This window comes from Micromonospora sp. CV4 (genome assembly GCF_003667455.1).
Taxonomy (GTDB): domain Bacteria; phylum Actinomycetota; class Actinomycetes; order Mycobacteriales; family Micromonosporaceae; genus Micromonospora.
Genome location: NZ_RCVI01000241.1, coordinates 1 through 26,730 on the forward strand (window position 1 = coordinate 1; position 26,730 = coordinate 26,730).

General features: G+C 71.7%; 24 protein-coding genes. 12 read left to right on the forward strand and 12 right to left on the reverse strand.

Going from position 1 to position 26,730, the window contains the following annotated elements; all coding sequences use genetic code 11:
- Positions 1-240: 240 nt before the first annotated feature.
- The 3 genes from EAD98_RS11960 (at position 241) to EAD98_RS11970 (ending at position 4,063) form a co-directional block, all read left to right on the forward strand.
- Complete coding sequence (locus tag EAD98_RS11960) at positions 241-1,200, forward strand: hypothetical protein (protein WP_121654123.1); 960 nt, start codon at positions 241-243, stop codon at positions 1,198-1,200.
- A gap of 177 nt (positions 1,201-1,377) precedes the next feature.
- On the forward strand, positions 1,378-3,687 hold the full coding sequence (locus EAD98_RS11965; protein WP_199723378.1) for a M64 family metallopeptidase: 2,310 nt from the start codon (positions 1,378-1,380) through the stop codon (positions 3,685-3,687).
- Between the two features lie 109 nt (positions 3,688-3,796).
- On the forward strand, positions 3,797-4,063 hold the full coding sequence (locus EAD98_RS11970; RefSeq protein WP_121654125.1) for a hypothetical protein: 267 nt from the start codon (positions 3,797-3,799) through the stop codon (positions 4,061-4,063).
- A gap of 17 nt (positions 4,064-4,080) precedes the next feature.
- Here the strand turns inward: EAD98_RS11970 and EAD98_RS11975 are convergent, their stop codons facing one another.
- Both EAD98_RS11975 and EAD98_RS11980 read right to left on the reverse strand, forming a co-directional pair.
- Positions 4,081-4,626 carry a hypothetical protein gene (locus EAD98_RS11975; protein WP_147457372.1) on the reverse strand — a complete coding sequence of 182 codons (546 nt, stop codon included), beginning with the start codon at positions 4,624-4,626 and terminating at the stop codon, positions 4,081-4,083.
- 160 nt (positions 4,627-4,786) lie between these two features.
- A complete protein-coding gene (locus EAD98_RS11980; protein WP_199723379.1) occupies positions 4,787-6,055 on the reverse strand; it encodes an Nramp family divalent metal transporter in 1,269 nt (422 codons plus the stop codon).
- A gap of 191 nt (positions 6,056-6,246) precedes the next feature.
- On the opposite strand from EAD98_RS11980, the gene EAD98_RS11985 reads away from it, so the two are divergent.
- Genes EAD98_RS11985 through EAD98_RS11995 form a run of 3 tightly spaced genes read left to right on the forward strand, consistent with a single transcriptional unit; the run spans position 6,247 to position 8,551 of the window.
- The gene (locus EAD98_RS11985; protein ID WP_121654127.1) at positions 6,247-6,654 is read left to right on the forward strand and encodes a GntR family transcriptional regulator; all 408 of its coding nucleotides are present in this window, start codon (positions 6,247-6,249) and stop codon (positions 6,652-6,654) included.
- A 20-nt stretch (positions 6,655-6,674) separates the two neighbouring features.
- Positions 6,675-7,565 carry an ABC transporter ATP-binding protein gene (locus EAD98_RS11990; protein ID WP_121654128.1) on the forward strand — a complete coding sequence of 297 codons (891 nt, stop codon included), beginning with the start codon at positions 6,675-6,677 and terminating at the stop codon, positions 7,563-7,565.
- Entirely contained in the window at positions 7,562-8,551 is a 990-nt protein-coding gene (locus EAD98_RS11995) for a transporter (protein WP_121654144.1), read from the forward strand. The genes EAD98_RS11990 and EAD98_RS11995 overlap by 4 nt, the downstream gene beginning before the upstream one ends.
- 46 nt (positions 8,552-8,597) lie before the next feature.
- On the opposite strand, the gene EAD98_RS12000 is transcribed toward EAD98_RS11995, so the two are convergent.
- Positions 8,598-9,686, reverse strand: coding sequence for a crosslink repair DNA glycosylase YcaQ family protein (locus EAD98_RS12000; RefSeq protein ID WP_121654129.1), 1,089 nt, complete (start codon positions 9,684-9,686; stop codon positions 8,598-8,600).
- A 161-nt stretch (positions 9,687-9,847) separates the two neighbouring features.
- Here EAD98_RS12000 and EAD98_RS12005 point away from each other — a divergent pair, with 161 nt between their 5' ends.
- Positions 9,848-11,458 (forward strand): hypothetical protein, encoded by a 1,611-nt coding sequence (locus tag EAD98_RS12005; RefSeq protein ID WP_147457373.1) that lies wholly within the window; start codon positions 9,848-9,850, stop codon positions 11,456-11,458.
- 64 nt (positions 11,459-11,522) lie between these two features.
- Here EAD98_RS12005 and EAD98_RS12010 read toward each other — a convergent pair whose 3' ends face one another.
- The 4 genes from EAD98_RS12010 to mmsA form a co-directional block, all read right to left on the reverse strand.
- Entirely contained in the window at positions 11,523-12,728 is a 1,206-nt protein-coding gene (locus EAD98_RS12010) for an ROK family transcriptional regulator (protein WP_121654145.1), read from the reverse strand.
- Positions 12,729-12,897: 169 nt separating this feature from the next.
- A complete protein-coding gene (locus EAD98_RS12015; RefSeq protein WP_121654131.1) occupies positions 12,898-14,001 on the reverse strand; it encodes a sugar-binding protein in 1,104 nt (367 codons plus the stop codon).
- A 51-nt stretch (positions 14,002-14,052) separates the two neighbouring features.
- Positions 14,053-15,351, reverse strand: coding sequence for a multiple monosaccharide ABC transporter permease (gene mmsB, locus EAD98_RS12020; RefSeq protein WP_121654132.1), 1,299 nt, complete (start codon positions 15,349-15,351; stop codon positions 14,053-14,055).
- A complete protein-coding gene (mmsA, locus tag EAD98_RS12025) occupies positions 15,348-16,895 on the reverse strand; it encodes a multiple monosaccharide ABC transporter ATP-binding protein (RefSeq protein ID WP_121654133.1) in 1,548 nt (515 codons plus the stop codon). The genes mmsB and mmsA overlap by 4 nt, the downstream gene beginning before the upstream one ends.
- Before the next feature lie 507 nt (positions 16,896-17,402).
- Between mmsA and EAD98_RS12030 the strand changes: the two genes are divergently transcribed.
- A complete protein-coding gene (locus EAD98_RS12030; RefSeq protein WP_121654134.1) occupies positions 17,403-17,780 on the forward strand; it encodes a hypothetical protein in 378 nt (125 codons plus the stop codon).
- Positions 17,781-17,786: 6 nt separating this feature from the next.
- On the opposite strand, the gene EAD98_RS12035 is transcribed toward EAD98_RS12030, so the two are convergent.
- Positions 17,787-19,064, reverse strand: a complete 1,278-nt coding sequence (locus EAD98_RS12035) for an RIP metalloprotease (protein ID WP_121654135.1) — start codon at positions 19,062-19,064, stop codon at positions 17,787-17,789.
- A 177-nt stretch (positions 19,065-19,241) separates the two neighbouring features.
- Between EAD98_RS12035 and EAD98_RS12040 the strand changes: the two genes are divergently transcribed.
- On the forward strand, positions 19,242-19,664 hold the full coding sequence (locus EAD98_RS12040) for a thioesterase family protein (RefSeq protein ID WP_121654146.1): 423 nt from the start codon (positions 19,242-19,244) through the stop codon (positions 19,662-19,664).
- 24 nt (positions 19,665-19,688) lie between these two features.
- On the opposite strand, the gene EAD98_RS12045 is transcribed toward EAD98_RS12040, so the two are convergent.
- The 3 genes from EAD98_RS12045 to EAD98_RS12055 all read right to left on the reverse strand — a co-directional run bounded on the left by EAD98_RS12045 (position 19,689) and on the right by EAD98_RS12055 (position 21,993).
- On the reverse strand, positions 19,689-20,864 hold the full coding sequence (locus EAD98_RS12045) for a glutathione-independent formaldehyde dehydrogenase (protein ID WP_121654136.1): 1,176 nt from the start codon (positions 20,862-20,864) through the stop codon (positions 19,689-19,691).
- A 139-nt stretch (positions 20,865-21,003) separates the two neighbouring features.
- Positions 21,004-21,243: a 4-oxalocrotonate tautomerase family protein gene (locus EAD98_RS12050; protein WP_121654137.1), complete on the reverse strand. Its 240-nt coding sequence runs from the start codon at positions 21,241-21,243 to the stop codon at positions 21,004-21,006.
- 33 nt (positions 21,244-21,276) lie between these two features.
- Positions 21,277-21,993, reverse strand: a complete 717-nt coding sequence (locus EAD98_RS12055; RefSeq protein ID WP_121654138.1) for an SDR family NAD(P)-dependent oxidoreductase — start codon at positions 21,991-21,993, stop codon at positions 21,277-21,279.
- 114 nt (positions 21,994-22,107) lie between these two features.
- On the opposite strand from EAD98_RS12055, the gene EAD98_RS12060 reads away from it, so the two are divergent.
- The 3 genes from EAD98_RS12060 (at position 22,108) to EAD98_RS12070 (ending at position 25,961) form a co-directional block, all read left to right on the forward strand.
- Positions 22,108-22,728 carry a TetR/AcrR family transcriptional regulator gene (locus tag EAD98_RS12060; RefSeq protein ID WP_121654139.1) on the forward strand — a complete coding sequence of 207 codons (621 nt, stop codon included), beginning with the start codon at positions 22,108-22,110 and terminating at the stop codon, positions 22,726-22,728.
- 94 nt (positions 22,729-22,822) lie between these two features.
- Entirely contained in the window at positions 22,823-24,502 is a 1,680-nt protein-coding gene (locus EAD98_RS12065) for an ATP-binding cassette domain-containing protein (RefSeq protein ID WP_121654140.1), read from the forward strand.
- Complete coding sequence (locus EAD98_RS12070; protein WP_121654141.1) at positions 24,492-25,961, forward strand: aminotransferase class V-fold PLP-dependent enzyme; 1,470 nt, start codon at positions 24,492-24,494, stop codon at positions 25,959-25,961. The genes EAD98_RS12065 and EAD98_RS12070 overlap by 11 nt, the downstream gene beginning before the upstream one ends.
- Before the next feature lie 30 nt (positions 25,962-25,991).
- Here the strand turns inward: EAD98_RS12070 and EAD98_RS12075 are convergent, their stop codons facing one another.
- Positions 25,992-26,390 (reverse strand): hypothetical protein, encoded by a 399-nt coding sequence (locus tag EAD98_RS12075; RefSeq protein WP_121654142.1) that lies wholly within the window; start codon positions 26,388-26,390, stop codon positions 25,992-25,994.
- Positions 26,391-26,730: the final 340 nt, after the last annotated feature.

Sequence of the window (26,730 nt, forward strand, 5' to 3'; positions counted from 1 at the left end):
CCCCGGGTCAGCCGCGCCCGCACCCGCATCGCCCGCCCCCTCGCCGCGGCCGTGGCCGGCCGCCTCGCCCATCCTGGCCGATCCTGGCCACCGGCGGTGGCTATCGCGGGATGACGCCCACATCCTTGCCCGTCCATAAATGATCTCTCTATAGTGCCGGCATCCGGCTGTGCGCACCATCGCCGCCGAGGCGCGACCGCGGCACCTGCGTTCCCCACCACGCCCTGAAGAAGGATGGCCATGCCGACGACCCACCGGTTGGCCCACCGGTACCGGCGGCTGTGCTGCCGGCTCGGCCGACCCGCCAGCTACACCGTCGTCGCCTGGGCCGCGCTGGCCGCCATCATCTGCGGCCTCTTCGCCGGCGCGCTGGCCAGCCGGGTCGCCTGGGAGACCTCCCGACCGCAGCCGGACCGCGCCGAGGCCGGCGCCATCCTGGCCGAGGTCTTCCCCGGGCACGACCTGGGCGACATCGACACCCCACCCGCGCTCTTCGTCGTGTACGGGCATCCGCTGCGCCTGAGCAACCTCCGGACCGTGCTGCTCGGCGACGGCGGCGAGTACCAGGAGAGCGACACCAGCGCGGTCGCCTTCGGCGCGCCACCCGTGCCCGCCGAGCAGATCGTCACGGTGGCCCGGCAGCGCCTGACCGACACCGGCTGGCGGCTGTACGACCCCGTGGTGGTCGAGGACACGATCTGCTCGGACAAGCTGTGCGCCACCCCGATGTCGAACGTCACCACCACCCTGCTGGCTCGGCGCGGCGACACCATCCTCAACGCCTCCATTCCGTCGCAGAGCACCGGTGACGGCACCTACCTGGCGGTCGTCCTGCACCGCGCGCCGCCGCCCGCGGTGGTCCCCGCCGGGGTGCTCGGCGCACTGCTGGGCACGGTCGTCGGTTGGGTGGTGTTCGGCTGGGCCAGCCGACGCACCGAGGGACGCCGTCGCGACGGCGGGGCGAAGTTCCTGTTCGGCACGACCGTGGTGCTGTGGTGGCTGCCGGTGCTGCTGGCCGCGCCGTCGCTGCTGCAACACCACCGCGGCGAGCCGCACCCGGCGTGGCACCCGTTCTGGGAGTGGCTGGGCCAACCGACGGCGTCGCTGCTGTTCCTGGTCGGCGCGGTGTGCGCGCTGCTGGCGTTGGGGCTGGCCGCCGCGCCCCGCCGGGACCGCCCCCCGGTGGCGCTGGTCGACTGACCCGCGCCACCGGCCCACCCACCCCCACTGGCGCCCTCCATTCAGGACAACGACTCGCTGACGGAGGGTTATGCGCCGGTCGCCGCCCCGGTACGGTCCGAGAGGACCACGGTCACGGCAGGCGGCGGGCCCGCGCTCCGCACCGGCCGGGCCACCCGGCACACGAGGGGAGCCAGGGTGCGGATCAGAGCGGGACTGTGTGTCGCGGCGATGCTCGCGGCGGGGCTGGTGACAGCCACACCGGCGGTCGCCGCGCCGGCCGAGCGCGCCACCGTGGTGCCGATCCAGGTCACGGGTGACCCGGCGAAGCGGTTCAACCTGGTGCTGCTCGGCGACGGCTACACCGAGGCCGACCTGCCGACCTTCCGGTCACACGTGGAGCGGCACCTCAACACGCTGTGGACGATCGAGCCGTTCAAGTCCTACCGCAGCTACTTCAACGTGTACGCCGTCGAGATCGTCTCCGCGGAGTCCGGGGTGGACTGCGACCCGGGCCTGTCCGCACCCCAGCGCGACACCGCGCTGGGCATGGGCTTCTGGGGCGGCTGCAACCCGGCGAGCGTGCAGCGGCTGCTGACGGTCGACGGCGCGGCGGCGAACGCGTACGCCGACCTGGCCACCGGGACCAACGCGGGCAACCGGCAGCTGATCGCGCTGGCCAACAGCGACACCTACGGTGGCGCGGGCGGCCGTAACGCCACCGCCTCGGGCGGCAACGCGCTCTCCGCGCTGATCAGCCCCCACGAACTCGGGCACTCCCTCGGGGAGCTTCAGGACGAGTACGACTACTACGGCCGTGGGGTGCCCGGCGACACGTACGACGGGCCGGAGCCCGACTCCGTGCACCACACGGTGCTGACCGAGCAGCAGATGCGCGACACCCGGACCAAGTGGTGGCGCTGGCTGGGCGAGGCGAGCGAGTCCGGTGGCACGATCGGCCGCTACGAGGGTGGGCTGTACCTCCAGCGCGGCGTGTGGCGGCCCAGCCGGCACTCGATGATGAAGTCGCTGGGCTTCTACTTCGACCAGGTCGCCCGGGAGCAGATGACCGAGCGGATAGCCGCCCGGGTCGCCATCGTTCAGGGCGGCACGGCCACCGACCAGCCGGTCGGCGCGGACCGGGTGCTCTGGGTGGACACCCTGCACCCGGTGAGCCACGAGCTCTCCGTCACCTGGGCGGTCGACGGCAGGGCGCTCGCGCGTACCGGCAACGCCCGTCACCTGGATCTGCGGGCGCTGCGGCTCGCGCCCGGTCGGCACACGGTCACCGCCACGGTGACCGACCCGACGCCGTTCGTCCGCGACCCGGCGGTGCGCAGCTCGCCCGCGCTGACCCAGACCCGCGCCTGGACCGTGGACACCGGGGTGCGCACCCCGCCGGTGACCCAGCCGCTCGCGATCACCGGGTCCACGGCCACCGACCGGCCGGTCGGCGCGCGTGACGTGGTGTATGTGCAGACCACCCAGCCCACCAACCGCGTGCCGCAGGTGCGCTGGTCGCTCGACGGCCGGCCGCTGGCCGACGTCGGCAACGACCGGGCCCTGGACCTGGGCGCCCTTCGCCTGTCGCGCGGCGCCCACCGGCTGACCGCCCGGGTCAGCGGCCGGGCGACCCGGGAGACGGTGAGCCGCACCTGGACGGTCGACGCGACGCGCCCCGACGTCGAGCACTCCCTGTCGGAGCCGCTGCTCACCCTGACCCGGCCCGGCCGGCCCACCGAGTACGTGTACAACGGCCCGTTCACCATGGGCCTGACCGGCACCGACGACGGCGCCGGGCAGGTCACCTCGGAGTTCCGGCTCGACGGCGACGGCTGGCACAACTACTACGGCTGGCCCACCGACGCCCGGTCGCCCTTCCTGTTCACCGCGACCGGCACGGACGTGGACGGCCTGGTCTACGGCAACCTCGGCTCGGGCGGCCTGTCGGTGTCCCCGTTCGCCGAACGCTCCCCCGGCTACGGGCGGCACACCATCGAGTACCGGGGCATCGACGCGGTCGGCAACATCGGTGCGGCCCGCGGCTTCGTGGCCACGCTGATCCCGCCGCCGCCGGCCTGCACGCGGGTGATCTCCGGCCGGTACGCCGGTCCGCTGGTGGTCGCCGCCGGTGCCACCTGCCTGCGCGACGCGACCGTGTCCGGAGCGGTGACCGTCCGGCCCGGCGCCACCCTGGTCGCCCAGCGGTCCTCGATCGCCGGGAACCTGGTGTCGACCGGCGCCACGGCCGTGGAGTTGTTGAACACCGGCGTACGAGGCGCGGTGACGCTGACCGGCACCACCGACCACGTCACCGTGGTGGGTGCACGGGTCACGGGTCCGCTGGTGCTGATCGGCACCGCCGGCGCGGCGGCGCCGATCCTCGCCGGCGGCGAGGTGGGCTCGCTGGTCTGTTCCGGACGCGGCCCGGCTCCGGTGGACCTCGGCGTGGCCACCACGGTCCGCGGGACCACCTCGGGTCGGTGCGGGTCGAGGCCGGCCGCCTGACGCCGCGAGCAGGCACCGCGACCGGTCAGGGCCGTCAGGCGTGACCGCGCCGGTGGCGGGTAGGCAGCGGCCCGGCGGCACGTCGACACCCGCCGGGCAGGAGGCTGCGATGAGCACGTTCCGGGACGAGCAGAGTGATCCGGTTACCGAGGCGGACGCCCTTGAGCAACGGCAGGAAGCGGTCGACATGGGGCCGCCGGACCGGATGTCGGGTGACGTGGACCCGGAGGCGTCCGAGGCCGACCTGGCTGAGCAGGGTTCCCTGCCGGCGGGCACGCTGGAGGACGCGTCGTCGCTTCCGGACGACGCCAATCCGGCGGACGCCCTCGAGCAGCGCCAGGAGATCCCCACCCGCGACGAGGGCCGCCGGACCTGACCGCGCCCGGCCGGCGTTCAGTCCAGTTGCCGCAGCCTGCGGTTCCACCAGCCCGGCCGACGGCGGGCGATGTCGCGGAGCCGCCAGTGCTCGGCGTGCTGCGTGACGATGAGCAGCGGCACCAGACCGAGCGCGAGCAGCGGCAGGTAGCGCGGCGCCGAACGGTTCTCCCGCAGCAGCGCGCCCAGCGCCGCGGCGCCCGACACGTACAGGATCGGGTTGTAGTACCGCATCAGTTCCGGCCCCAGCCCCTCGCACTCCCGCAGCCACGGCAGGCCCAGCCCGGTGCGCCGGCGCGGCCAGCCGCGCAGGTGGGCGATCACCGCGGCCAGGCCGATGCCGTTGGCGACGGCGAAAGTCGCATCGCTGGACGCCGGTCGGGTGCCGGCCGCCCGCCACAGCGTCCCGGTGCCCAGCGCCCACAGCCCGGCGGCGGGCGCCGGGCCCACGAGCGAGGCCACCGGCATGCCGACGCCGGCGCCCAGCTCGAAGAAGACGTGCGCCGCGAGGCCCGCCGTCGCGATCCTGGTCAGCGGCCGGCCGGTCACCCGATCCGGTCGCACCCGGCTCCCGGCCGTCCATCCGATCCGGTACGACCCCACGGCAGGACCCTTCCGCAGTACGGCACCTCGGCTCGTCGCCGGTCACGCGCGCCCGACCAGCCCGATCGCGGTACCCGCTCCGACCCGGCCTACACGCCGCGGTTGGCGCCCGCCGGCCGGGTCAGCCGCCGACGACCTGCCAGAGCAGGAAGGCGTTGAGCGCGACGACCAGGACGGCCACCAGGGACGCGGCGGCGGTGGTGAGCGGGTGGTTGACCAGGTTGCCCATCAGGTCGCGGCGGCGGGTGAAGGCGACCACCGGGATCAGCGCGAACGGGATGCCGAAGCTGAGGATGACCTGGGACAGCACCAGGGCCTGGGTCGGGTCGAGGCCGATGGCGAGCACGGCCAGCGCGGGCAGCAGCGTGACCAGGCGGCGCAGCAGCAGCGGTACGCGCCGGCGCAGGAAGCCCTGCATGATCACCTCGCCGGCGTAGGTGCCGACGCTGGTGGACGCGAGCCCGGAGACCAGCAGGGCGATGGCGAAGCCGAACGCCGCGGCGGTGCCGATGGTCTGGCCGAGGCCGGCGTGCACCCCCTCCAGGCTGTCCGCGCCCACCGGGCCGCCGCCGCGGAAGCTGGCCGCGGCGATGAGCAGCATGGCCAGGTTGACCGCGCCGGCCGCCGTCAGCGCGAGCAGCACGTCGGCACGCTGACCGCGAAAGAGCGTCCTGCGTTCGGTGTCGTCGGTGGCGGGGATGCGGTCGCGGGTCAGCGCGGAGTGCACGTAGATGACGTGCGGCATGACGGTGGCCCCGAGGATGCCGGCGGCCAGCAGCACGCTGTCGGTGCCCTGGAGCCGGGGCACCAGGCCGGCCACGGCGGAGCCCGGGTCGGAGCCGGCGGCGAGCAGGTTCGCCGCGAAGGCCAGCACGATGACGCCGAGCCCCACCGCGATGGCGACCTCGAAGGCGCGGAATCCACGCGAGCGCAGGGCGAGCACGGCGAACGCGGCGGCGCCGATGATGATCCCGCCGGGCAGCAGGGGAATGCCGAAGAGCAGGTACAGGGCGACCGCGCCGCCGATCACCTCGGCCAGGTCGGTGGCCATGGCGACCAGCTCTGCCTGCACCCACATGACCCGGTTCACCGGCCGTGGCAGGCGTTCCCGGCACAGCTCGGGCAGGCTGCGCCCGGTGGCCAGGCCCAGCTTGGCGGTCAGCGTCTGGACCAGCATGGCCATCAGGTTGGCTACCACCACGACCCAGACCAGCAGGTAGCCGTAGCGGGCGCCGGCGGCGGAGTTGGTGGCGAAGTTGCCGGGGTCGACGTAGGCGACGGCGGCCACGAACGCCGGGCCGAGCAGGATGAGCCGTCCGCGTACGCGGCCCCGGGCGCGGGCTACCTGCAGCGGTGTCGCCCTCGGCGTCGTCAGTTCGTTGGTGGCCACCGAACACCTCCCTCTCCACACGGATCGCGTGCCCGTTCCCTTCCCGGACGGCTGACCCGCCCGGGCCAACGTGTGGCCCGGGCGTGCCAGCCGACCCTCGACTCGCCGCGCCGTCCTTGACAGCGGCGAATCCCCCCGGGAAGCTGTCTATTAGTCCTACTGTCGTAGGACAACAGGGAGGATCGTCTCGAGTGATCGAGTTTGTGCTGGACAGCCGGTCGAAGGTGAACACCTACATGCAGCTCGTGCAGCAGGTGAAACAGGCGCTGCGGGTCGGCCTGCTGGTGCCGGGCGACCAGTTGCCGAAGGTCCGGGACGTCGCGCAGTCGCTGGCGATCAACCCGAACACGGTGCTGAAGGCGTACCGGGAGTTGGAGATCGAAGGTCTGGTCGGCGGCCGACCCGGGGTGGGCACGTTCGTCCAGCGCACCCTGGCCGGCGCGTCCCTGCCCAACCAGGCCGAGCTGCGCGAAGACCTCGTCGCGTGGCTGCACCGGGCGCAGTCCGCCGGCCTCACGGTCGAGGACGTCGTCGCCCTGGTGGAGACCACGCTGCGAGCCACCCTCGCCGACGACGCCCCTCAGAAGGAACTCGCGTGAGCGGAACGAGAGGACAGAGGATGGACATGGTCTTGGAGGCCGACCGGCTGGGCAAGCGGTACGGCAGCACCTGGGCGCTGCGGGACTGCTCGCTGCACCTGCCGGCCGGCCGCATCGCCGCACTGGTCGGGCCGAACGGGGCGGGCAAGAGCACGCTGCTGCACCTGGCGGTCGGGCTGCTCAAGCCCGACGCGGGCACGGTACGGGTGTTCGGCAGATCGCCGTACGGAGACACGGAGGGCCTGGCGGACATCGGGTTCGTCGCCCAGGACACCCCGCTGTACCGGGACTTCACCGCCGCCGAGCTGGTCATCGCCGGCGGCAAGCTGAACCGCCGGTGGGACGCGCCGCTGGCCCGTACCCGGCTGGCGCAACTCGGCATACCGCCGGACCGGCCGGTCGGGAAACTCTCCGGCGGGCAACGCGCCCAGGTGGCGCTCGCCCTGGCGCTGGCCAAACAGCCCCGGCTGCTGCTGCTCGACGAGCCGGTCGCCAGCCTCGACCCCCTCGCCCGGCGGGAGTTCCTCCAGTCGCTGATGGGCAGCGTGGCGGACTCCGGCACCACCGTCCTGCTCTCGTCGCACCTGCTGGCCGACCTGGAACGGGTCTGCGACTACCTGATCGTGCTCAACGCCGCCCAGGTGCAGCTCGCCGGCACGGTCGACGAGCTGGTGGCCGGGCACCGGCAGCTGATCGGCCCCCGGCACGACGGCGGTCCGATCGGGGGCGTCGCCGCCGTCGTCCGGGCCAGCCACACCGACCGACAGTCCACCCTGCTCGTCCGCACCGACGGCCCGGTCACCGATCCGGCCTGGACGGTACGGGACGTCGGCCTGGAGGACGTCGTCCTGGCCCACCTGGCCGGCGGCGACGCGCAGACCAGTCACAGCGAGTGGGGGGTCCCGGCATGATCTGGCTGACCTGGCGGCAACACCGAAAGCAGGCGTTCTTCACTCTACTCGGGTTCGCGGCGCTCGCCGCCCTGATGGTGCCGATCGGCCTGTCGATGCGGCACAGCTTCGCCGACCTCGGGCTGGCGGACTGCGCACGCCAGCTCGCCGACACCAACGTGGCGGCGGCGACCCGGGACACCTGCGACGCGGGATTCCGCCGATTCACCAACCGGTACGGCAGCCTGAACCTGGTGGCCGTGCTGTTGATCACCCTGCCGGTGCTGGTCGGCCTGTTCTGGGGCGCACCGCTGGTCGCCCGCGAGGTGGAGCACGGGACGCACCGGTTCGTCTGGACCCAGGGCGTCGGCCGCACCCGCTGGGCGCTGGTGAAGTTCGGGCTGGTCGGTGCCGGCGTGGTGGTCCTCGCGGTCGGCTACGGGCTGGGCATCTCGTGGTGGGTCGACCCGTTGACCCAGGCCGCGCACGAGGGTCGGCTCGGCATGATCGTCTTCGACCTCCAGGGCATCGTCCCGATCGGGTACACCCTCTTCGCCGTGGCGCTGGGCATCTTCGCCGGCACGGTATGGAAGCGGATGCTGCCCGCCATGGCCATCACGTTGGCCGGCTTCATCGGCGTACGGGCGGCGGTGGAGGTCCTGGCCCGACCGCACTACCAGCCCGCCCGCACCCAGACCTTCCCGATCGAGGGGGACGGGCCTCCGGAGATCAGCCGTGGGGACTGGATCCTCACCCAGGGCGTCCGGAACCCCGACGGGACGATGATCGCGGAGGACACCCGGATCCAGTGCCCGTCCGGCGGAAAGGGGCCGGACGGTCGGGCTTGCGGGGCCGAGCTTGGCATCGAGCCGGGCGCGTACAACTGGCAGCTCTACCAGCCGGCGGACCGGTTCTGGCTGTTCCAGGGCATCGAGACCGGCATCTTCGTCGCCCTGGCGCTGCTCCTGCTCTACCTCGCCGTGCGCCGGGTCCGGCGGATCGCCTAGCCCGCGACGGGTGATCGCCGGGGCCACGGGGCCTGGCGATCACCCGTCAGCGCAGGCCCTCGGCGGTCAGTTTCAGCCAGGCCGCGAGGTCGTGCAGCTCGTCGTGCACGGCCCGGGTCACCTCGGGAGTGAAGGGCACGTCCTCGTGGATGGCGTGCACCGTGAGCGTGCCGCGCCGGCGGTCCGCCGTGGCGTCGACCTTCCCGACCAGCCGGTCACCGTGCAGGATCGGCAACGCGAAGTAGCCCCACCGTCGGCTGGCCTTCGGCTTGTACATCTCCAGCACGTACTCGTACTCGAACAGCTCCGCGAGGCGGACCCGGTCGTGCACCAGCCGGTCGAACGGCGACAGCACCGCCGTACGCCCGGTGAAGGGTTGCCCGAGCGCCGCCGGGTCGACCCGCCAGACCCCCGGCACGCCCTCGACGACCGCCGGCTCACCGGCGGCGCCGACATCCGCCGGCTCGCCGGGGACGACCAATGCCCTCCCCCGGGCGATGCCCAGCGCCCGCAGCCGCCGCTCGTTGCGCATCCGGTGCGCCTCCTCCAACGGGACGACGGGTGTGCCGGCCGGGTAGACCTGCTCCGCCACGTCCCACAGTCGTTGCCGGCCCCGCCGGCCGGCGATCGCGACCTCGCCACGCAGGACCAGGAACTCCAGCATCTGGGTGACGTTGCGGTTGTTGGTCCACCCGGACGACGGCCAGGGCACCACGCAGGTGTCCGGGATGTCGCGTGAGAGCAGCGGCCCGGCGCGGCCGAGCAGATCCAGCACGGCGCGGCGGAACGGGTCGTTGGCGCGCAGCCACTCGCGCTGCCTCTCGTGAGCGGGCCAGGCCGCCATGGCGGCGAGGTAGAGCCCCAGGTCGTCCATCGGCCGCACCATCGCCTGATGCTCGAAGAGCGTCCGGTCGCGCTCCAGGGCCCGCTGCAACTCGGCAGGCTCGTACGACGAGCCGAGCCGGCTCCAGGCGACCAGGTCCGCGCTCGGCGCGACGGCGGCCGTCGGATCGATCTGCAACAGCGTCAGCTGACGCACCACGGTCAGCAGGTCGGTCGGCCGAGGGGCGGCGAGCAGTTGCGCCCGCACGGCGATCCGCCGCGCCTGCGCCCGATCGAGCTGGTGCACCGCCACGTCACCGAGCCTAACGGCGCCCCCCGACGGTGGGCCGACCGGCGAAGTCGGATTCCGGCCCGTCGCCAACGCGACTGAACGTGCCCGTCCGATCACGATCAGTGCTCCGATGTGGACCGCAGGGCCCGCGTCCCGCGGGCCGCAGGGATGGGAGCGCAAGCGTGAAGTCCAGAATCCTTCGTCGGGTCGCCGCGTCGGCCGTGGCGCTCGCCTGCGCCATGCTGGGCGCGGTGGCCCTGCCGGCCGCGCCGGCGATCGCCAGCCCGATCCGCAACGCGACCGCCTGGTCGGTGCTGCTGTGCAAGTTCAGCGACAAGCCGGCCGAGCCGAAAGCACCGTCGTTCTTCGCCAACTTCCTCACCGCCGCCGGGACCGGCACGGGTGGCGTGGCGGACTACCTGGCCGACCAGTCCGGCGGGCGGGTCTCGCTGGCCGGCTCGGTGGTTCGGGGCTGGTACACGATGCCGTACACGTTGGCGCAGTTCCAGTCGATCGACCGGTGGACCCGGATCCAGCGCTGCGTGGACGCCGCGGCGGCCGCCGGCTACGCGGTGCCCGCCGGCAACCGGATCGCGGTCATGCTCAACGACTGGGTGGATTCCGGGGCGGCCGGCGGCCGGGTGCTGCTCGACCCGGGCGCCTGGAACGTCGGCTTCGCCGCGCACGAGATGTTGCACGGCTACAACCTGGGCCACTCGTTCTCCAACGACACCACCTACCAGAACGCGCCGTGGTCCCAGCCCGGCGAGTACGACGACCCGTGGGACGAGATGAGCGCGATGCACATCTACGCCTTCGGCACCGCGAACTACGGCACCAGCGCCGTCGGGCTCAACGGGCCGCACCGCGACGAGCTGGGCTGGCTGCCGAAGAACCGGGTGTTCACCATGGCCGCCGACGGGGTGGGTTCGCGTACCCTCACCCTGGCGCCGCTGGAGGTGCCCGCGGCGGGCGGACCGCAGCTGGTCCGGATCCCGTTCGACCCGGGCGACCTGTTCCACTACTACACCGTCGAGTTCCGCCGGAAGACCGGCTGGAGCGCCGGCATCCCCGGCGACACGGTGCTGCTGCACGAGGTCCGCAACGGCACTCCCACCCTGCTGCGCACCGGGCCCGGCGGCGGGCCGGCCCAGTCGCTCAACGCCAACGGTGTGCAGATCGGCGTGAACTGGGTGTCCGGCAACGCCGCGTCGGTGACCGTGACCACCGACGTGGTCAACCGTTGCCTCCAGGGGTACGTCTGGCGCGAGGCCCGCCCCGGCGACCTGGTCTGCGTCACCGGCGCCACCCGCAGCCAGGTGTGGGCGGACAACGCCGCCGCGCCGAGCCGCTGGGTGAACGGTCCGTACGGTCCGCACACCTGCGTCGGCGGCTACGTGTGGCGCGAGGCGTACGCCGGGGACGACGTCTGCGTCACCGGCGCCCAGCGCACCCAGGCCGCCGCGGACAACGCCGCCGCCGCGTCCCGCCGCAACCCCGCCCGGCTGGTGTCCGGCCCGAACACCTGCGTCAGCGGGTACGTCTGGCGCGACGCCGACCAGTCCGACTACGTCTGCGTGACCGGCACGACCCGCTCCCAGGTGCTCGCGGACAACGCGGTCGCCGCGAGCCGCTGGGTCAACGGCCCGTACGGTCCGCACACCTGCGTCGCCGGCTACGTGTGGCGCGAGGCGTTCCTCGGCGACGACGTCTGCGTCACCGGCGCCCAGCGCAGTCAGGCCGCAGCGGACAACGCCGCCGGCCCCGGCCGGGTGCTGCGGCCCGGAGGCTGACCGCCGGCGTCCCGATCGGGCGGGCCCGTCTCGCCCGATCGGGTGCCCGGCGCCGCAGGTGCGGTCAGGTCGGGTCGTCGGCGCCCAGCTGGCCCGCCACGCCGACGTTCAGCGGGTCGGCCAGCAACTTGTCGAAGGCCAGTTCGGCGGCGCCGATCAGGACGGCGTCACGGCCGAGCGCCGCCGCCTCCAGCCGCAGGTGCTCGCGGGAGACGGGCAGCGGCATGGCGTCCAGGCGGCGGCGAACCGTGTCCGCGCCGGCGGTGAAGATGTCGCGCAGCGAGCCGCCGAACACCACGGCGTCCGGGTTGACCACGTTGACCAGGTTGGCCACCCCGAAGCCGAGCCAGTCGGCGACCTGCTCGACCGCTTCGCGGGCGGTCCGGTCGCCGTCCGCCGCGGCGCGCAGCACCTCGGCCACCGCCGCACGGTCGCCGGGGTCCCGACCGGCGTGCCGCAGCAGCGCTGCCTCACCGATCTCGGTCTCCCAGCAGCCGCGCGAGCCGCAGCCGCAGGGCAGCCCGTTCGGGTTGACCACCATGTGACCGACCTTGCCGCTGTGGCCCCGGTGCCCGATGACCAGCCGGCCACCGAGGATGATGCCGGCACTGATGCCGAGGTCGCCGTGCAGGTAGATGAGGTCGTCGATACCCGCCGCCACGCCGCGGATGTGCTCGGCCAGGCCGGCGATGTCGGCCAGGTCGCCGGCCACGAAACCCGGGCCGGCGGTGAACTCGGCTTCGAGCGCGAGGCCGAGGCTCTCGTCGACGCCGGCGATCCGGATGCTGCCGTCGGCCGCGCAGGTGGTGTCGGTGACCGCGACCGCGCCGCCCACGAGCAGCGCGTCGGTCGCCACGGTGCGTTCCATGTCGCGGACGAGGTCGGCCAGCGGCGCGACGGCGTCGACCGCCGACATGCCGCTGGGGCGGGCGACCTCACGCAGATCGAGGATGCGTCCACCGAGGCCGACCCGGGCGGCGCGCAGTCGGTCCGCGTCGATGCTCAGCGCGTGCGCGTAGACACGGTCGGAGCGGGGGCTGACGACCAGCGAGGGGCGGCCGGCGCGGCGGGCGGTGGTCGGCGCCTCCTCAGTGACCAGGCCGCTGGCGACCAGGTCGGCCGCGAGAGCGCCGATGGTGCTGCGGTTGAGGCCGAGCCGGCTGGTCAACTCGGCCCGGGACGTCGGCCCGTGCAGGTGGACGTAGCGCAGGACGGCGCCGAGGTTCTGCCGCCGGATCTCCTCCTGGCTGGCGCCGGGGAGCGAGGGCAGTGGGGATTCGGGATTACGGCCGACGCCGGATGGCCTGGCCCGGACTGGTGACGCCACGGTCAGACCTCCTTCCGGATCGGTGCCGGCTGGTGCGGGGGTGCCAGGACGACGATGGGTCCCGGAAGAGGAGATCCGGGACCCATCGGCGTTGCTGCCTACCGTGTGGTGCTTACTTGGTGAGCGGCGCGAGCTTCGGGTCGTTGGCGTACGCCTCAGCCGCGTTCGCCTTGGTGACGGCGACCGGCGGGAGCAGGTACGTGTCGACGACCTTGCTGCCGTTGTTGTAGGACTTGGTGTCGTTCACCTGCGGCTTGTCGCCGGCCTGGAGAGCCTTGACCATGTTGATGGTCTCCTTCACCAGGTTGCGGGTGTCCTTGTTGATCGTCATGTACTGCTCACCCTTGACAATCGACTTGACCGACTCGACCTCGGAGTCCTGACCGGTGACGACCGGGGTCGGCTTGCCGGCACCCTTGACCGAGGTCAGGATGGCGCGGGCCAGCGTGTCGTTCGGGGAGAGGACGCCGTCCAGCTCCTTGCTGCCGTAGGTCGAGGTCAGCAGCTGGTCCATGCGGGCCTGCGCACCCTCGGCCTTCCAGCCCTGGATGGCGGTCTGCTTGACGTCCTTCTGACCCGAGGCGACGACGACGTTGCCCTTGTCGATCTCCGGCTTGAGCACGCTCATCGCGCCGTTGAAGAAGACACCGGCGTTGTTGTCGTCCGGCGAGCCGGAGAACAGCTCGATGTTGTACGGGCCGTTCGGCTTCTTGGCCTTCATGCCGTCCAGCAGGGCCTGGCCCTGGAGCTGGCCGACCTTGAAGTTGTCGAACGCGACGTAGTAGTCGAGGTCCGGCGTGTTGGTGATGAGCCGGTCGTACGCGATGACCTTCGCGCCGGCCGCGTGGGCCGCCGCGACCTGGGTCGCCAGCTGCGCGGCGTCGGTCGCGCCGATGACGATGACCTTGGCGCCCTTGGTGGTCATGGCGGTGATCTGGGCCTGCTGGTCGGCGACCGTGGTCGACGCGCCGGCGTACTGCACGTCAGCCTGGAAACCGGCCTCCTTGAGGCCGTTGGTGAACAGGTCACCGGCGAGGACCCAGTTCTCCGAGGTCTTGGCCGGGAGGGCCACGCCGATCAGGGAGTTGGCCGGGAAGCCCTTGGCGGCCTCGCCGCCGGAGCCGCTGTCGCCGTCGCGGCCGGAACCGCAGCCGGCGAGAGCCAGCATGGCGGCGGCGCTGATGGCAACCACCGACGTGCCGAAGAATTTACGCATGGGAGGACTTGCCTTTCTGATAATTGAGACGGGTGGAGAAGTCGGTGGCCGTCAGCCGGACACCGCAGCCTTGGCGGGCTCGCGCTCCGCGTCCGGCGGTGAGGGGGGCGAGGCGGAGTCGTCGCGGCGGAACGGCCGCATCAGGCTCCCGATGATCGAGAACCGCCCCTGGCTCTTGTTGTAGACGTCGATCGCGACTGCCAGCAGCAGGACCAGGCCCTTGATGATCTGAACCTTGTCGGTGCCCACGCCCTGCAGCTGGAGGCCGTTGTTGAGCACGGCCATGACGAGACCACCGACGATCGAGCCGCTGATGGTACCGATGCCGCCGGCGACGGCCGCGCCGCCGATGAAGACCGCGGCGATGGCGTCCAGCTCCCAGCCGTTACCGTCCTGCGGGCCGGAAGCCTGCGAACGGGCCACGAAGATCATGCCGGCCAGCGCGGCCAGGACGGACATGTTCATCATGACGAAGAAGTTGACCCGCTTGAGCTTCACGCCGGACAGCTCGGCCGCCCGGGAGTTGCCGCCCACCGCGTAGATGTGCCGGCCGCCGGCCGTGTTGCGGGTGTAGAAGGAGTACGCGATGACCAGCGCCACCAGGATGATGCCCGAGATCGGGAAGCTGGTGCCCACGCGACCGCTGGCGAAGCGCAGCGCCGCGAAGGCGATGACCCCGACCATGACGGCCATCCGCAGGATCGAGATCCACATCGGCGCGGGGTCGGCGTCCATCGCGCGGCGGGTCTTGCGCAGCTGGAGTTCCCGCCACACGATGGCCACCGCAGCGGCCAGGCCGAGCAGCAGCGTGGCGTTGTTGTAGCCGGTGTTCGGGCCGAACTCGGGCAGGAAGCCCGAGCCGATCTCGCGGAACCCCTCCGGCACCGGAATGCTCTGCGCGTTGCCGATGAACTGGTTGCCACCGCGGAAGAGCAGCATGCCGGCCAGGGTGACGATGAACGCCGGCACCCCGATGTACGCCACCCAGAAGCCCTGCCAGGCGCCGATCACCGCGCCGATGGCGAGGCCGAACACGATGGCAGCGGGCCAGGGCAGATTCCACTCGGTCATCGACTTGGCGACCAGGATGCCGGTGAATGCCGCGACCGAGCCGACCGAGAGGTCGATGTGCCCGGCGACGATCACCATGAGCATGCCGATGGCCAGGATCAGGATGTACGAGTTCTGCTGGAACAGCGCGATCAGGTTGTCCGACCGCAGCGTCAGCCCGTTGGTCCAGATCTGGAAGATCAAGACGATCGCCACCAGGGTGAAGATCATCCCGAACTGGCGGGCGTTGGAGGTCGTGCCTCCAAACAGGTTCTTCTGAAGGTCCTTGATACGGCTCATCGGGTGGCCAACTTCTTCGTCGAGGTCATCTGCTTCATGAGGGTCTCCGGGTCCGCGTCCGCCCGAGCGATCTCGCCCGTGATGGCGCCTTCGAACACGGTGTAGATGCGGTCGCAGAGCCCGATCAGCTCAGGCAGCTCCGAGGAGATGACGACGACGCCCTTCCCCTGGTCGGCGAGCCGCTGGATGATTCCGTAGATCTCGTACTTGGCGCCCACGTCGATGCCGCGCGTCGGCTCGTCGAGGATCAGCAGGTCCGGGTCGGTGAACATCCACTTCGCCAGGACGACCTTCTGCTGGTTGCCGCCGGAGAGCTTCGAGACGCCCTCGTCGACCGTCGGGGCCTTGGTCCGCAACTCCTTGCGGTACGCCTCGGCCGCCTGGTACTCCTCGACCTCGCTCAGGACGCCGTGGTGCGAGATCTTGGACAGCTTGGCGGCCACCGTCGACGACTTGATGTCGTCGAGCAGGTTGAGGCCGAGCGCCTTACGGTCCTCGCTGACGTACGCGAGCCCGTTGTCGATCGCGTCCGCGACCGACTTCAGCACGATCTCCTTGCCGTCCTTGATGATCGTGCCGGACTCGTACACCCCGTAGGAGCGACCGAAGACGCTCATCGCCAGCTCGGTGCGGCCGGCGCCCATCAGGCCGGCGAAGCCGACGATCTCGCCGCGGCGCACCACGAAGCTCTCGTTCTTGCAGACCTGGCGGTCGGCGGAGATCGGGTGCCGGACGTTCCAGTTGCGAACCTCGAAGAAGACCTCGCCGATCTTCGGCGTGTGGTCCGGGAACCGGCTGCTCAGCTCGCGGCCGACCATGCCCCGCACGATCCGGTCCTCGTCGACGCCGTCCGCCTTGACGTTCAGCGTCTCCACGGTCCGGCCGTCCCGGAGGATGGTGATCTGGTCCGCGATCGCCTCGATCTCGTTCAGCTTGTGCGAGATCATGATCGACGTGATGCCGCGCGAGCGGAAGCCGCGCAGCAGGTCGAGCAGGTGCCGCGAGTCGGCCTCGTTCAGGGCGGCCGTCGGCTCGTCCAGGATGAGCAGCTTCACGTCCTTGGCGAACGCCTTGGCGATCTCCACGAGCTGCTGCTTGCCGACACCGATGTCCTTGATCAGGGTGTCCGGGTCTTCCTGGAGACCGACCCGGGCCATCAGGTCCAGCGCCATCCGGTTCGCGGCAGTCCAGTCGATCGCGCCCCGCTTGCGCGGCTCGTTGCCGAGGAAGATGTTCTCGGTGATCGACATGCCGGGGATGAGCGCGAGCTCCTGGTGGATGATCACGATACCGGCGCTCTCGCTGGCGCGGATGTCGGAGAACCGGGTCTCCGCGCCCTGGTAGATGATCTGACCGTCGTACGTGCCATACGGGTAGACCCCGCTGAGGACCTTCATCAGCGTGGACTTGCCCGCGCCGTTCTCGCCGCAGATGGCATGGATCTCGCCGGCGCGAACCACCAGGTTGACGTCGGAGAGGGCCTTGACTCCGGGGAACTCCTTGGTGATGGAACGCATCTCAAGGAGGATGGGCACGTCGCTCATCGCTCGTACCACCTCGCCAACGTCATCGGTTGCCTCCGGAAGGTTGAACCTTCACTTGGTTTTGTTGTTGACGGCAACGTATTGCGGTGGAAGGGTCATCCGCAAGGCGAGGGACTGTTGAAAATGTAACAATCCGGCAATATCGACGTCGCGCAGTGTTCACGAGTCACAGCAGCCGCCGCCGACCCACCCGCAACCCCACCGCCGCGCGCCAGACATCGTCCGACCAGCGACCTGGCCATGATCGAACTCGACCACTGCCCTCAGCGCCCCCAGCAGGCACGATCCGACTCCGAGGGCTCGCGGGGCACCCCAACGGGGCGCTCGCCGCATCGAACGATCTTGACCGAACCGCCTCTCCGACGCCCCGCCCAGCAGCGCTGCGGCGGATCCGGGACAGCGATGTGATCAACGCCTCTGGCGGACACCACGATCGACCCCGGCGGGCCGGTAGGCGACAGTTCCGGGGGTCCCGGACGTACCTCCGTGTCCGTTAGAATCCGGACCGTGACCGCCCGGCCCGATGCGCACGATGGATCACGCGAATCCCGAACGCCGTACGTCGCCGGCCTCCTGGCCCTGGCGGTGCTGACGGTCGTCATCTTCGCCGGCGCGGGTCGGCTGCCGTCGGCCGCACAGACCGTCCTCGGCTTCAGCGTCATCTTCTTCGTCGGCGCCCTGGTGTGGCTGAGGTCCGCCGTGCGCAGGCGTGACGGAGCCGAGCCGGCACAGGCGGCTGCGGCCACCCTCAACGCCTACGGCGTGGCGCTGATCATCGCCCTGGTCGCCTACTACCCTCTGCGTGGCCAGGAGTGGGCCGGGCTGGTCGGGCTGCTGCCCGCGGCAGTCTGCGTGACGAACGCCTGGCGGATGACCCGCGACTGATCTCGCTCAGTCGGGCAACGTGATCGGGTTGATGATGTCGGCCACCAGCGTCAGCAGGGTGAACCCCGCGAAGATCAGGATCACCGCGTACGTCAGCGGCATGAGCTTGAGGTAGTCGACCCGACCCGGGTCCGGCCGCCCCAGCCGGGCGTAGAGCAGCGACCGGGCCCGCTCGAACCACGCGATCGCGATGTGCCCGCCGTCCACCGGCAGCAGCGGCAGCAGGTTGAACACCCCGATGAAGAAGTTCAAGGCGGCCAGCAGCAGCAGGAACGTGGGCCACTCCCCCCGATCGGACAGCTCACCGCCGATCCGGCTGGCACCCACCACGCTGATCGGTGTCTCCGGGTCCCGTTCCCCGCCGGTCACGGCCGCCCAGAGCGCGGGGATCTTCTCCGGCACCCGCTGCAACGAGTGCAGGGTGTTGGAGAACATCAGGCCGGTCTGGTCGGCCGCCCGACCCACCGCCGCGACCGGGCCGGCGGTGCTGGTCGGGACGATCGGGGTGATCCCGAGGACACCCACCTCCTCCAGGTCGGCCGGTGTGATGTCCTCGATGGTCCGGGTCGGATCGCGGACCACGTCGAGCCGGACCCGTTCGGCCAGCGGCAGGGTGACCACCGCCATCCGGGACTGCCCGTCCCGGACGAAGGCCACCTCGACCTGCCGGCCGCCGGCCGCCCGGACCGCCGCCGACATGGTGTCCCAGCCGTGCAACGGCCGGCCGTCGATCGCGGTGATCACGTCCCCGCGCCGCAGCCCGAGTTGAGCCGCCGCGCTGGGCGGGTCCGCCCCGGGCCGGCACTCCCGCTCCCGCTTCGTGGCCGGATCGACGCTCCACGTCGCCTGCACACACGGCGCGATGGACCCGACCCGGACCGGCTCGGACTGCAACTTCGCGGCGTCCTGCAGGGGAACGAACGCGAAGAGCCCCCAGAGGATCAGCGCGCCGAGAGCGAAGTGCGTCATCGAACCGGCGGACATCACGATGGTGCGTTTCCACACCGGATACCGCCACATCGCCCGCGCGTCGTCCGCCGGGTCGACATCGTCGTCCTGCTGGGTCATGCCGACGATCTTGACGAAGGCGCCGGCCGGGATGGCCTTGACGCCGTACTCCGTCTCCCGCCGCCGGAACGACCACAGCGTCGGGCCGAAGCCGATGAAGAACCGGGTCACCTTCATGCCGAACATCCGGGCGGTGCCCATGTGCCCCGCCTCGTGCAGGGCGACGGAGATCAGGATGCCGATGGCGAAGAGCACCACGCCCAGCACGTACGTCATGTCCCGGTGCCCGCTTCCTGTCGCTCCGCGCTGTCGCGCCGGCCCGGGCGTCGGTCAGGGCCGGCGGGCCGGTGCGGATGGCTCTGCGGCCATCCTAGGGACTCGTCGGCGTGGATGTGGTCCGTCGACGCGACGCGCGCCGAGCTGGCCCCGGGGGGCACCGCTACCCTCGGGCCCATGGGAGATCCGTTCCGGGTACGCATCACCGTTCGTGGCTACGAGCTGGACACCCAGGGCCACCTGAACCAGGCCGTCTACCTCCAGTACGGCGAGCACGCCCGGTGGGAGTGCCTGCGCGCGGCCGGCATCCCGCAGGACCGGCTACTCGCCGCCGGCGTGGGCCCGGTCGCCATGGAGGTGACCGTGAAGTACCTGCGGGAGTTGCGCGGCGGCGACGAGGTGGACGTCTCCTGCCAGTTCCGCTGGGGCGAGGGCCGGGCCTTCCACATCGACCAGGACTACACCCTCCCGGATGGGACCCCGGTGGCGCGCCTGACCGGAGTGGGCGGGCTGCTGGACCTGTCCGCCCGGCGCCTGGTGCCCGACCCGCGTGGACGGTTCCGGGAGCTGGCCACCGACCCGGCGCCACTCAACCTCTGACGGCCGGCCGGCGTGGGCCGGCGCTCACGGGTGCAGCACCGCCTTGATGACCCCGTTCTCCCGGCGGTCGAAGCTGCGGTACAGCTCGGGCGCGTCGGCGCGGCTGCCGTGGTGCGTGACGATCACGCTGGGCCGGGCCCTTCCGGAGACGACGAGGTCGCGCAGCAGCACGGTGTAGCGGCGGTCGTGGGTACGGCCGAACCGGACCGAGACGCCCTTGCTGAACAGCGTTCCCCACGGTGCGGCCAGCTCCTCGCTGGCACTCGCGCCTGGGCGCGGTTGCAGGTCCTTCTCCGGGAACACGCCGGCGACCGCGATCACTCCGGTGGGGTTGACCAGCCGGGCCGCGTCCGCGATGACCTGGTCCGGGCGCTCCTGGTCGGGGCGCTCGCGGTCCCGGGCCTGGAACCCGACCGCGTCCACGACCTTGTCGATCCCGCCCAGCATCTCCTCGCCCAGCGGCAGCCCCGCCCGGGCCCTCTCCGCGCGGATCTGCTCCACCGGGTCGCCCCGGCGAAAGTCGACCGGCACCGCGCCGATCTCCCCCGCCTTGTCGAGCCGGGCGTCGACGCCGTCCACGCAGTACACGACCCGGGCTCCGCGGATCAGCGCCGAGTAGGCGCTGAGCAGGCCGATGGTGCCGGCGCCGAACACGGCCACCGTGTCGCCGGACTCCACCTCGGCGAGGGTCGCGGCGGCGTGCCACCCGGTGACGAACGCGTCGGCGAGCAGCACGAAGTCGTCCTCGTGTCCGTCACCCGGCTCCCCGGGCACGGGTACGCAGTTCGCGTCGGCCCACGGCACGCGCAGCAGGTCGGCCTGGGCGCCCCGGTAGGGGCCCATCCCGGCGTAGCCGTACGCGGCTCCCGGCCCCTCGGCGCGGACGCGCAGGCAGGCCGCCGACAGCCCCCGGGCGCACATCACACAGGTTCCGCAGAACAGGTGCGTGGGGATCACGACGCGGGTGCCGGGGCGGATCCACTGCACGGCGCTGCCCACCTGCTCGACCACGCCCAGCGGTTCGTGGCCGAACACCAGGCCGGGTTCGGCTCCGGTGCGCCCGTCGTACATGTGCAGATCCGTGCCGCACATGGCGGTGGAGGTGATGCGCACGAGCGCGTCGGTCCGGGCCTCCAGCCTCGCGTCCGGCACCTCCCGCACCGCCACGGTACGGACGTCCGCGTAGACGACGGCCCTCATCCCGACTCCCCCTCCGGCGGCGGACGACCGTTCTTCCCGCAGCCGCGGCGTTCATGCGACGAGGCAGGTGGCACGAGCACCGCGCCGGGGTCGTCGGCGTGCCGACGTCCCCGGCGCGGAAGGCCGGTGCGGGGCGGCGCTACTCGGGTACGCCGCCGTTCTGCTGCTGCCGGAACTGGTCGACCGGCAGGCCACCGCGACCCCAGTTCTCGGTCTCGACCTCGTCGATCACCACGAAGGTCGACGTCAACGGCTTGTTCAGGACGTCGCGCAGCAGCTCGCTCACACCCTTGATGAGGGCGGCCTTCTCCTCGGCGGTCGCCGCGGACGTGCCCGGCGTGCTGCCCTCGCGAGTGATCTGGATGGTGACGATCGGCATTGTCTGCTCCTCTTGCGGGATGGGGTCGGGCGTTCAGTGACCGGCGTTCTGGCCGCCGTCGACGTGCAGGATCTCGCCGGTGACGAAGGGCGCGGACTCGAGGTAGACGACGGCGTCGACCACGTCGCTGGTCTCGCCCATCCGGCCGACCGGGTGCAGGCCGGCGAGCGTCTGGTGCGTCTCGACCGGGTGCATCGGGGTCTTGATGATGCCGGGCGCGACGGCGTTGACCCGGACTCCGCGAGCCGCGTACTCGATGGCCAGGGACTTGGTGGCGGAGCTGAGGCCACCCTTGGTCAGCGAGGCGAGCGCGGACGGGACGTGCGAGCTGGGCTGGTCGACGAAGCTGGTCGTGATGGTGACGACGTGCCCGGCGCCGGTGGCCAGCAGGTGCGGCAGGACACGCCGGGTGAGGTGGAAGAACCCGGCGAGGTTGACCCCGGTGACCAGGTCGAACTCCTCGTCGGTGTAGTCGGTGAACGGCTTGGCGACGAAGACGCCGGCGTTGTTCACCAGGGTGTCGATACGCCCGAAACGGTCCAGGGCGGCACGCACCACCCGCTCTGCCGTGTCCGGGTCGGCGATGTCGCCGCGAACGGTGACGACCTCCGGGTCGTCGGCGGGGCCGATCGAGCGCGAGGTCGCAACGACGCCGTATCCGAGTTTGCGGTAGGCCTCTACGAGGTCGGCGCCGATGCCCTGTGACGCACCGGTGATCACGACGACCTTCTGCCCCTGGCTGGTCTTCATGCGAACCACTTCCTGAACTGGTTGGAGGAGGCCGGACCGGTTCGGCTCGGCGGAGATGACCACTAGACGACTGGTCGACTAAAAACTAGCCGACCGGTCGGGTATCGTCAAAGCATGGGACGGACCAGTGACGCGCGAAACAAGATCCTCGACGCGGCCGCGGTGCTGATCGAGCAGCGCGGCTACTCCGCCCTGGGCGTGGCGGAGATCTGCGCGACGGCGGGCGTGCCCAAGGGCAGCTTCTACTACTTCTTCGAGTCCAAGCAGGCTCTCGCCCGCACCGTCATCGACGAGCACTGGGCGAACCAGCGCCGCCAGTGGGAGCAGCTGCTCGGCAGCGGGCGCGACCCGCTGCGACGGCTACGGGACCTGTTCGAGGCCACCGAGGAGGTCCAGCGCACCGGCCAGCAGAAGGCCGGCGTGGTCGCCGGCTGTCTGTTCGGCAACCTCGCCCTCGAACTCAGCAACCAGGCCGAGGAGATCCGCCGCCGACTCCAGGAGATCTTCGAGGCCCAGATCGACCTCATCGAGCAGGTGATCGTCGAGGCGAAGGCGACCGGACTCGCCGGCCCGTCGGTCGACACCCGGGAGGCGGCCCGGTCCATTGTGGCCCAGATCGAGGGTCGGGTCCTGCTCGCGAAGCTGCTCAACGACCCGACCCAGCTGGAGACGCTGTGGCGCAACTGCCTGGACCTCCTCCAGGTGCCGGCGGGAGCGCGAACCACGACCGGCTGAGTGGTCTCCGACGGTGGCGCGGGCACGCGGACGTAGCATCGGCGATGCACGATATTGAGGCGGCCCACTCCCGACCGGATCGAGCACACCCCACATGACGACAGAGCAGACGACGTCTCCCCCGCGCACTGGCGTCGGCATCCGGGCCAACGGCCTGGGCCAGAGCGTCCGGAAGGGACGCCGGATCCTCGACGACATCTCGTTGGCCATTCACCCGGGCGAGGTGGTCGCCGTCATCGGCGCCAGCGGCGCCGGCAAGACCACCCTGCTGGAGACGCTCGCCGGGATACGGCGACCGGCGGCCGGCACCGTGTCGTACGACGGCGCCACCGGTACGGACGCGCTCGGCTACGTCCCGCAGGACGACATCATCCACCGCGAGCTGCCCCTGGAACGCACGCTGCGGTACGCGGCCCGGCTGCGCCTGCCCCCGGGGAGCGGCCCGGTCGAGGTGGCCGAGCGGGTCGCCGAGGTGCTCGCCGGGCTGCGGCTGACCGAACGGGGCGACGTTCCGGTGGGCCGGCTCAGCGGCGGTGAGCGCAAGCGCGCCAGCATCGCCGTCGAGCTGCTCACCCGGCCGGGTGTGTTCTTCCTGGACGAGCCCACCTCCGGGTTGGATCCGGCGATCGCCGTGGACCTGCTCCGGGTGCTGCGCACGCTCGCCGACGCCGGGACCACGGTGGTGCTCACCACCCACCAGATCACCGACGTGGAGCACTGCGACCGCGTCGTGGTGCTGACCCGCCACGGCCGGTTGGCGTTCGCCGGCACGCCGGCTGACGCCCGGGAGTTCTTCGGCCTACGGTCCCTCGCCGAGGTACACCTGCGGCTCGACGAGGAGACGGACCCGGCAGCGCTGCCCAACCGCTTCGCCGCGCACCGCGACGCCGACCCGCCGCCGGGCCGTACGGTCGAGCCGGCTGCCACGGGACACCGGCGGGTCGGCCGCCTGCGCCAGTTGGGCGTCCTCGCCGCCCGCAACGCGGAGATCGTCGCCCGTAACCGGCTCACCCTGGCGATCCTGCTCGGCTCGCCGCTGATGGTGCTCGGCATGTTCGCGCTGCTGTTCCGGCCCGGGGCGTTCGACCCGGCACGACCGAGCCCGACCGTGACCGTGATGATCCTGTTCTGGATCGCGTTCGGGGGCTTCTTCTTCGGGCTGACCTACGGCCTGCTCCAGATCTGCACCGAGCTGCCGATCCTGCGCCGGGAGCGGTTCGCGGGTGTCCGGCTTGCGCCGTACCTGGCGGCGAAGGTGGCGGTGCTGCTTCCGCTGCTGGCCCTGGTGGACCTCGCCCTGCTCGGGGTGCTGCGCGGCATCGATCGGCTGCCGCCGGTCGACGGCGCCGGCTTCGCCGCCCTGTACGCGACGCTGCTGCTCTCCTCCGCGGCCGCGCTCACCCTCGGCCTGCTGTGCTCCGCGGCCGTCTCCGACGCCGCCCAGGCGACACTCATGCTGCCGATGCTCTGCTTCCCGCAGGTGCTGTTCGTCGGCGCGATCCTGCCGGTGCCGGCCATGGCGACCGGCGGCCAGTGGCTCAGCTACGCGATGTCGAACCGGTGGGCTTTCGAGGGGCTGGGGCACACGGCCGGGGTGGAGCGGCTCTGGCGGGACGGCGCGTCCCCGCTCGGTCCGCCGCTGCTGGCGACGTACGGCGACAGCTTCTCCCGGCCGGTGTGGGTGAACTGGCTGGTGCTCGGCGGTTTCGTGCTGCTCTTCCTCGGCGCGACCTGGGTGGTGCTGGTCCGGCGGGAGTCCCGCCGTGCCTCCTGAGTCGGCACCCCGCGCCGCCGCCGGCCCGTCGGCGGCGGCTCTGCCCGGGTACGCCGGCACCGCCCGGATCGACGAGCTGCGCGCCACCGAGTACCGGCACCTCGACCGGCTCGGCCACGTCTACCTGGACTACGCCGGCGCCGGGGTGGCCGCACAGGCCCAGGTGCGAGCCCACCACGACCGGCTGCTGGCCGGTCTCTACAGCAACCCGCACTCGGAGAACCCGACCTCGGAAGCGGCCGGTTCCCTGGTGGAGTCGGCCCGGCGCGCGGTGCTGGACTTCTTCCGGGCGGATCCGGCGGAGTACGCCGTCGTCTTCACCCCGAACGCCAGCGGCGCATGCCGGCTGGTCGGCGAGGCGTACGACTTCGCCCGGGCCGCACCGTTCGTGCTGACCTGGGACAACCACAACTCGGTCAACGGCATCCGCGAGTACGCCCGGGCCGCCGACGCGCCGACGCGCTACGTGCCGCTGGCCGGTCCGGAGCTGCGGGTCGCCGAGACGGACCTGGTCGACGTGCTGGACGCCAACCGTGGCGGACGGTGGGGCCGTTCCGGCGGTCGGGGCCTGTTCGCGTACCCGGCGCAGAGCAACTTCTCCGGCGTGCAGCACCCGCTGAGCTGGGTGGAGCTCGCCCATCGGCACGGGTACGACGTGCTGCTCGACGCCGCCGCGTACGCCCCGACGAACCGGTTGGATCTCGGCGTCGTCCAGCCCGAGTTCGTGTGCCTGAGCTGGTACAAGCTCTTCGGCTACCCCACCGGCGTCGGCGCGCTGCTGGCCCGCCGCGACGCGCTGGCCCGGCTGCGCCGGCCGTGGTTCGCCGGCGGCACCATCCGGGCGGTCAGCGTGCAGGGCGACTGGCACCGGTCGATGGACGACGAGTCGGCGTTCGAGGACGGCACACTCAACTTCCTGAGCATCCCGGACGTGGAGTTCGGGCTGCGCTGGCTCGACGCGATCGGCGTGGACCTCGTGCACACCCGGGTCGGTCTGCTGACCGGGTGGCTCCTGGACCGGCTGACCGCGTTGCGGCACCATACCGGCCGGCCACTGGTCCAGGTGTACGGCCCGGCGTCGGGCGAGGGCCGGGGCGGCACGGTGACGTTCAACCTTCGCCACCCGGACGGCTCCCTGGTCGACGAGCGGCTCGTCGCGCGGGAGGCCGCGGCCGCCGGCTTTTCCCTGCGTACCGGCTGTTTCTGCAACCCGGGGGCGGGTGAGGGCGCGTTCGGGATCAGCCGGGGCTCCCTGCGCCGACGGCTGCTCGCGCGGGTCGACACCATCGACCAGTACCTCGGGGCACTGCGACTGCCGACCGGTGGCGCGGTGCGCGTGTCGTTCGGTCTGGCGTCGAACGCGACCGACGCGGAACGCTTCCTGGCCTTCGTCGAGGCGACCTATCTGGACCGTGTGGCCAGCAGCGCGTCACCGTTGCCACCCCGGCTGCGCTGCTGAGCACGATCGTGTGTGCCGCCCGCCGGTGCGCTAGCTGATCTGCGCCACCCGGGCGGGGCGGCGCTTCGTCTCCTCCATGAAGGGGAACCGGGCGGTGAGCTCGGCGAGCGTCAGCCCGGCGCGCCAGGCGGCGGCCAGCTGGGCGACCTGGACGAGATCCATGGCGTCGCCTCGCGCCTGAACCTCGTCCGAGACCCGAAGGTCGATCATGAAGTATCGGGCCTGGGAGCCCAGCCCGACGCAGACCACGCCCTGGCCGGAGTGCAGCTCGGCGCAGGTGAACCGGGCGCGCCCCTGCTCGGGAGCGGTGACCCGGCCGAGGTCGAGGTCGTAACGGGCAGCGATCTCGATCAGCGCGGGGGCCAGACCACCACGCTCGACCAGGTCCGGGTAGAGGCGCACACCCAGCGCCGTCGACACGTCGCTCATGACTGACTCCCACTTCCTCGTGACAGAGACCAGCAGCGCGCAGGTTACGGGGATGTTTCCGGCGAGCCTCGTCATCCTGTCCCCCATGGACGCCCTACGGCAATAGGAAGGATTGATTCGGCCCCGATCGGAGGAATGTGCGGTCCAACCCGCATGCCACCCGCCGGCATCAGGTGGTAACGGACTGTCGTCGCATTGGCAACACTCTTGACAAAAAGAGCACCATATCGACATGCTTCGCTATAGAGAGCGCTCTCTTAGGCCCTCCGGTGCACAGCCTCCGCCACCGACCCAGCTGAGGAGCCCCCCGTGTTCAAAGCCCTGTCTCTTATCCACATCT

What these genes read in the sequence shown, in the direction of transcription:
- EAD98_RS12060 (WP_121654139.1), top strand. Translation starts at nt 22,108, where the DNA reads ATGGGACGGACCAGTGACGCGCGAAACAAGATCCTCGACGCGGCCGCG.
- EAD98_RS12050 (WP_121654137.1), bottom strand. Translation starts at nt 21,243, where the DNA reads ATGCCGATCGTCACCATCCAGATCACTCGCGAGGGCAGCACGCCGGGC.
- mmsB (WP_121654132.1), bottom strand. Translation starts at nt 15,351, where the DNA reads ATGAGCCGTATCAAGGACCTTCAGAAGAACCTGTTTGGAGGCACGACC.
- EAD98_RS11970 (WP_121654125.1), top strand. Translation starts at nt 3,797, where the DNA reads ATGAGCACGTTCCGGGACGAGCAGAGTGATCCGGTTACCGAGGCGGAC.
- EAD98_RS11960 (WP_121654123.1), top strand. Translation starts at nt 241, where the DNA reads ATGCCGACGACCCACCGGTTGGCCCACCGGTACCGGCGGCTGTGCTGC.
- mmsA (WP_121654133.1), bottom strand. Translation starts at nt 16,895, where the DNA reads ATGAGCGACGTGCCCATCCTCCTTGAGATGCGTTCCATCACCAAGGAG.
- EAD98_RS12075 (WP_121654142.1), bottom strand. Translation starts at nt 26,390, where the DNA reads ATGAGCGACGTGTCGACGGCGCTGGGTGTGCGCCTCTACCCGGACCTG.
- EAD98_RS12035 (WP_121654135.1), bottom strand. Translation starts at nt 19,064, where the DNA reads ATGACGTACGTGCTGGGCGTGGTGCTCTTCGCCATCGGCATCCTGATC.
- EAD98_RS12055 (WP_121654138.1), bottom strand. Translation starts at nt 21,993, where the DNA reads ATGAAGACCAGCCAGGGGCAGAAGGTCGTCGTGATCACCGGTGCGTCA.
- EAD98_RS12015 (WP_121654131.1), bottom strand. Translation starts at nt 14,001, where the DNA reads ATGCGTAAATTCTTCGGCACGTCGGTGGTTGCCATCAGCGCCGCCGCC.
- EAD98_RS12040 (WP_121654146.1), top strand. Translation starts at nt 19,242, where the DNA reads ATGGGAGATCCGTTCCGGGTACGCATCACCGTTCGTGGCTACGAGCTG.
- EAD98_RS12045 (WP_121654136.1), bottom strand. Translation starts at nt 20,864, where the DNA reads ATGAGGGCCGTCGTCTACGCGGACGTCCGTACCGTGGCGGTGCGGGAG.
- EAD98_RS11990 (WP_121654128.1), top strand. Translation starts at nt 6,675, where the DNA reads ATGGACATGGTCTTGGAGGCCGACCGGCTGGGCAAGCGGTACGGCAGC.
- EAD98_RS12065 (WP_121654140.1), top strand. Translation starts at nt 22,823, where the DNA reads ATGACGACAGAGCAGACGACGTCTCCCCCGCGCACTGGCGTCGGCATC.
- EAD98_RS11995 (WP_121654144.1), top strand. Translation starts at nt 7,562, where the DNA reads ATGATCTGGCTGACCTGGCGGCAACACCGAAAGCAGGCGTTCTTCACT.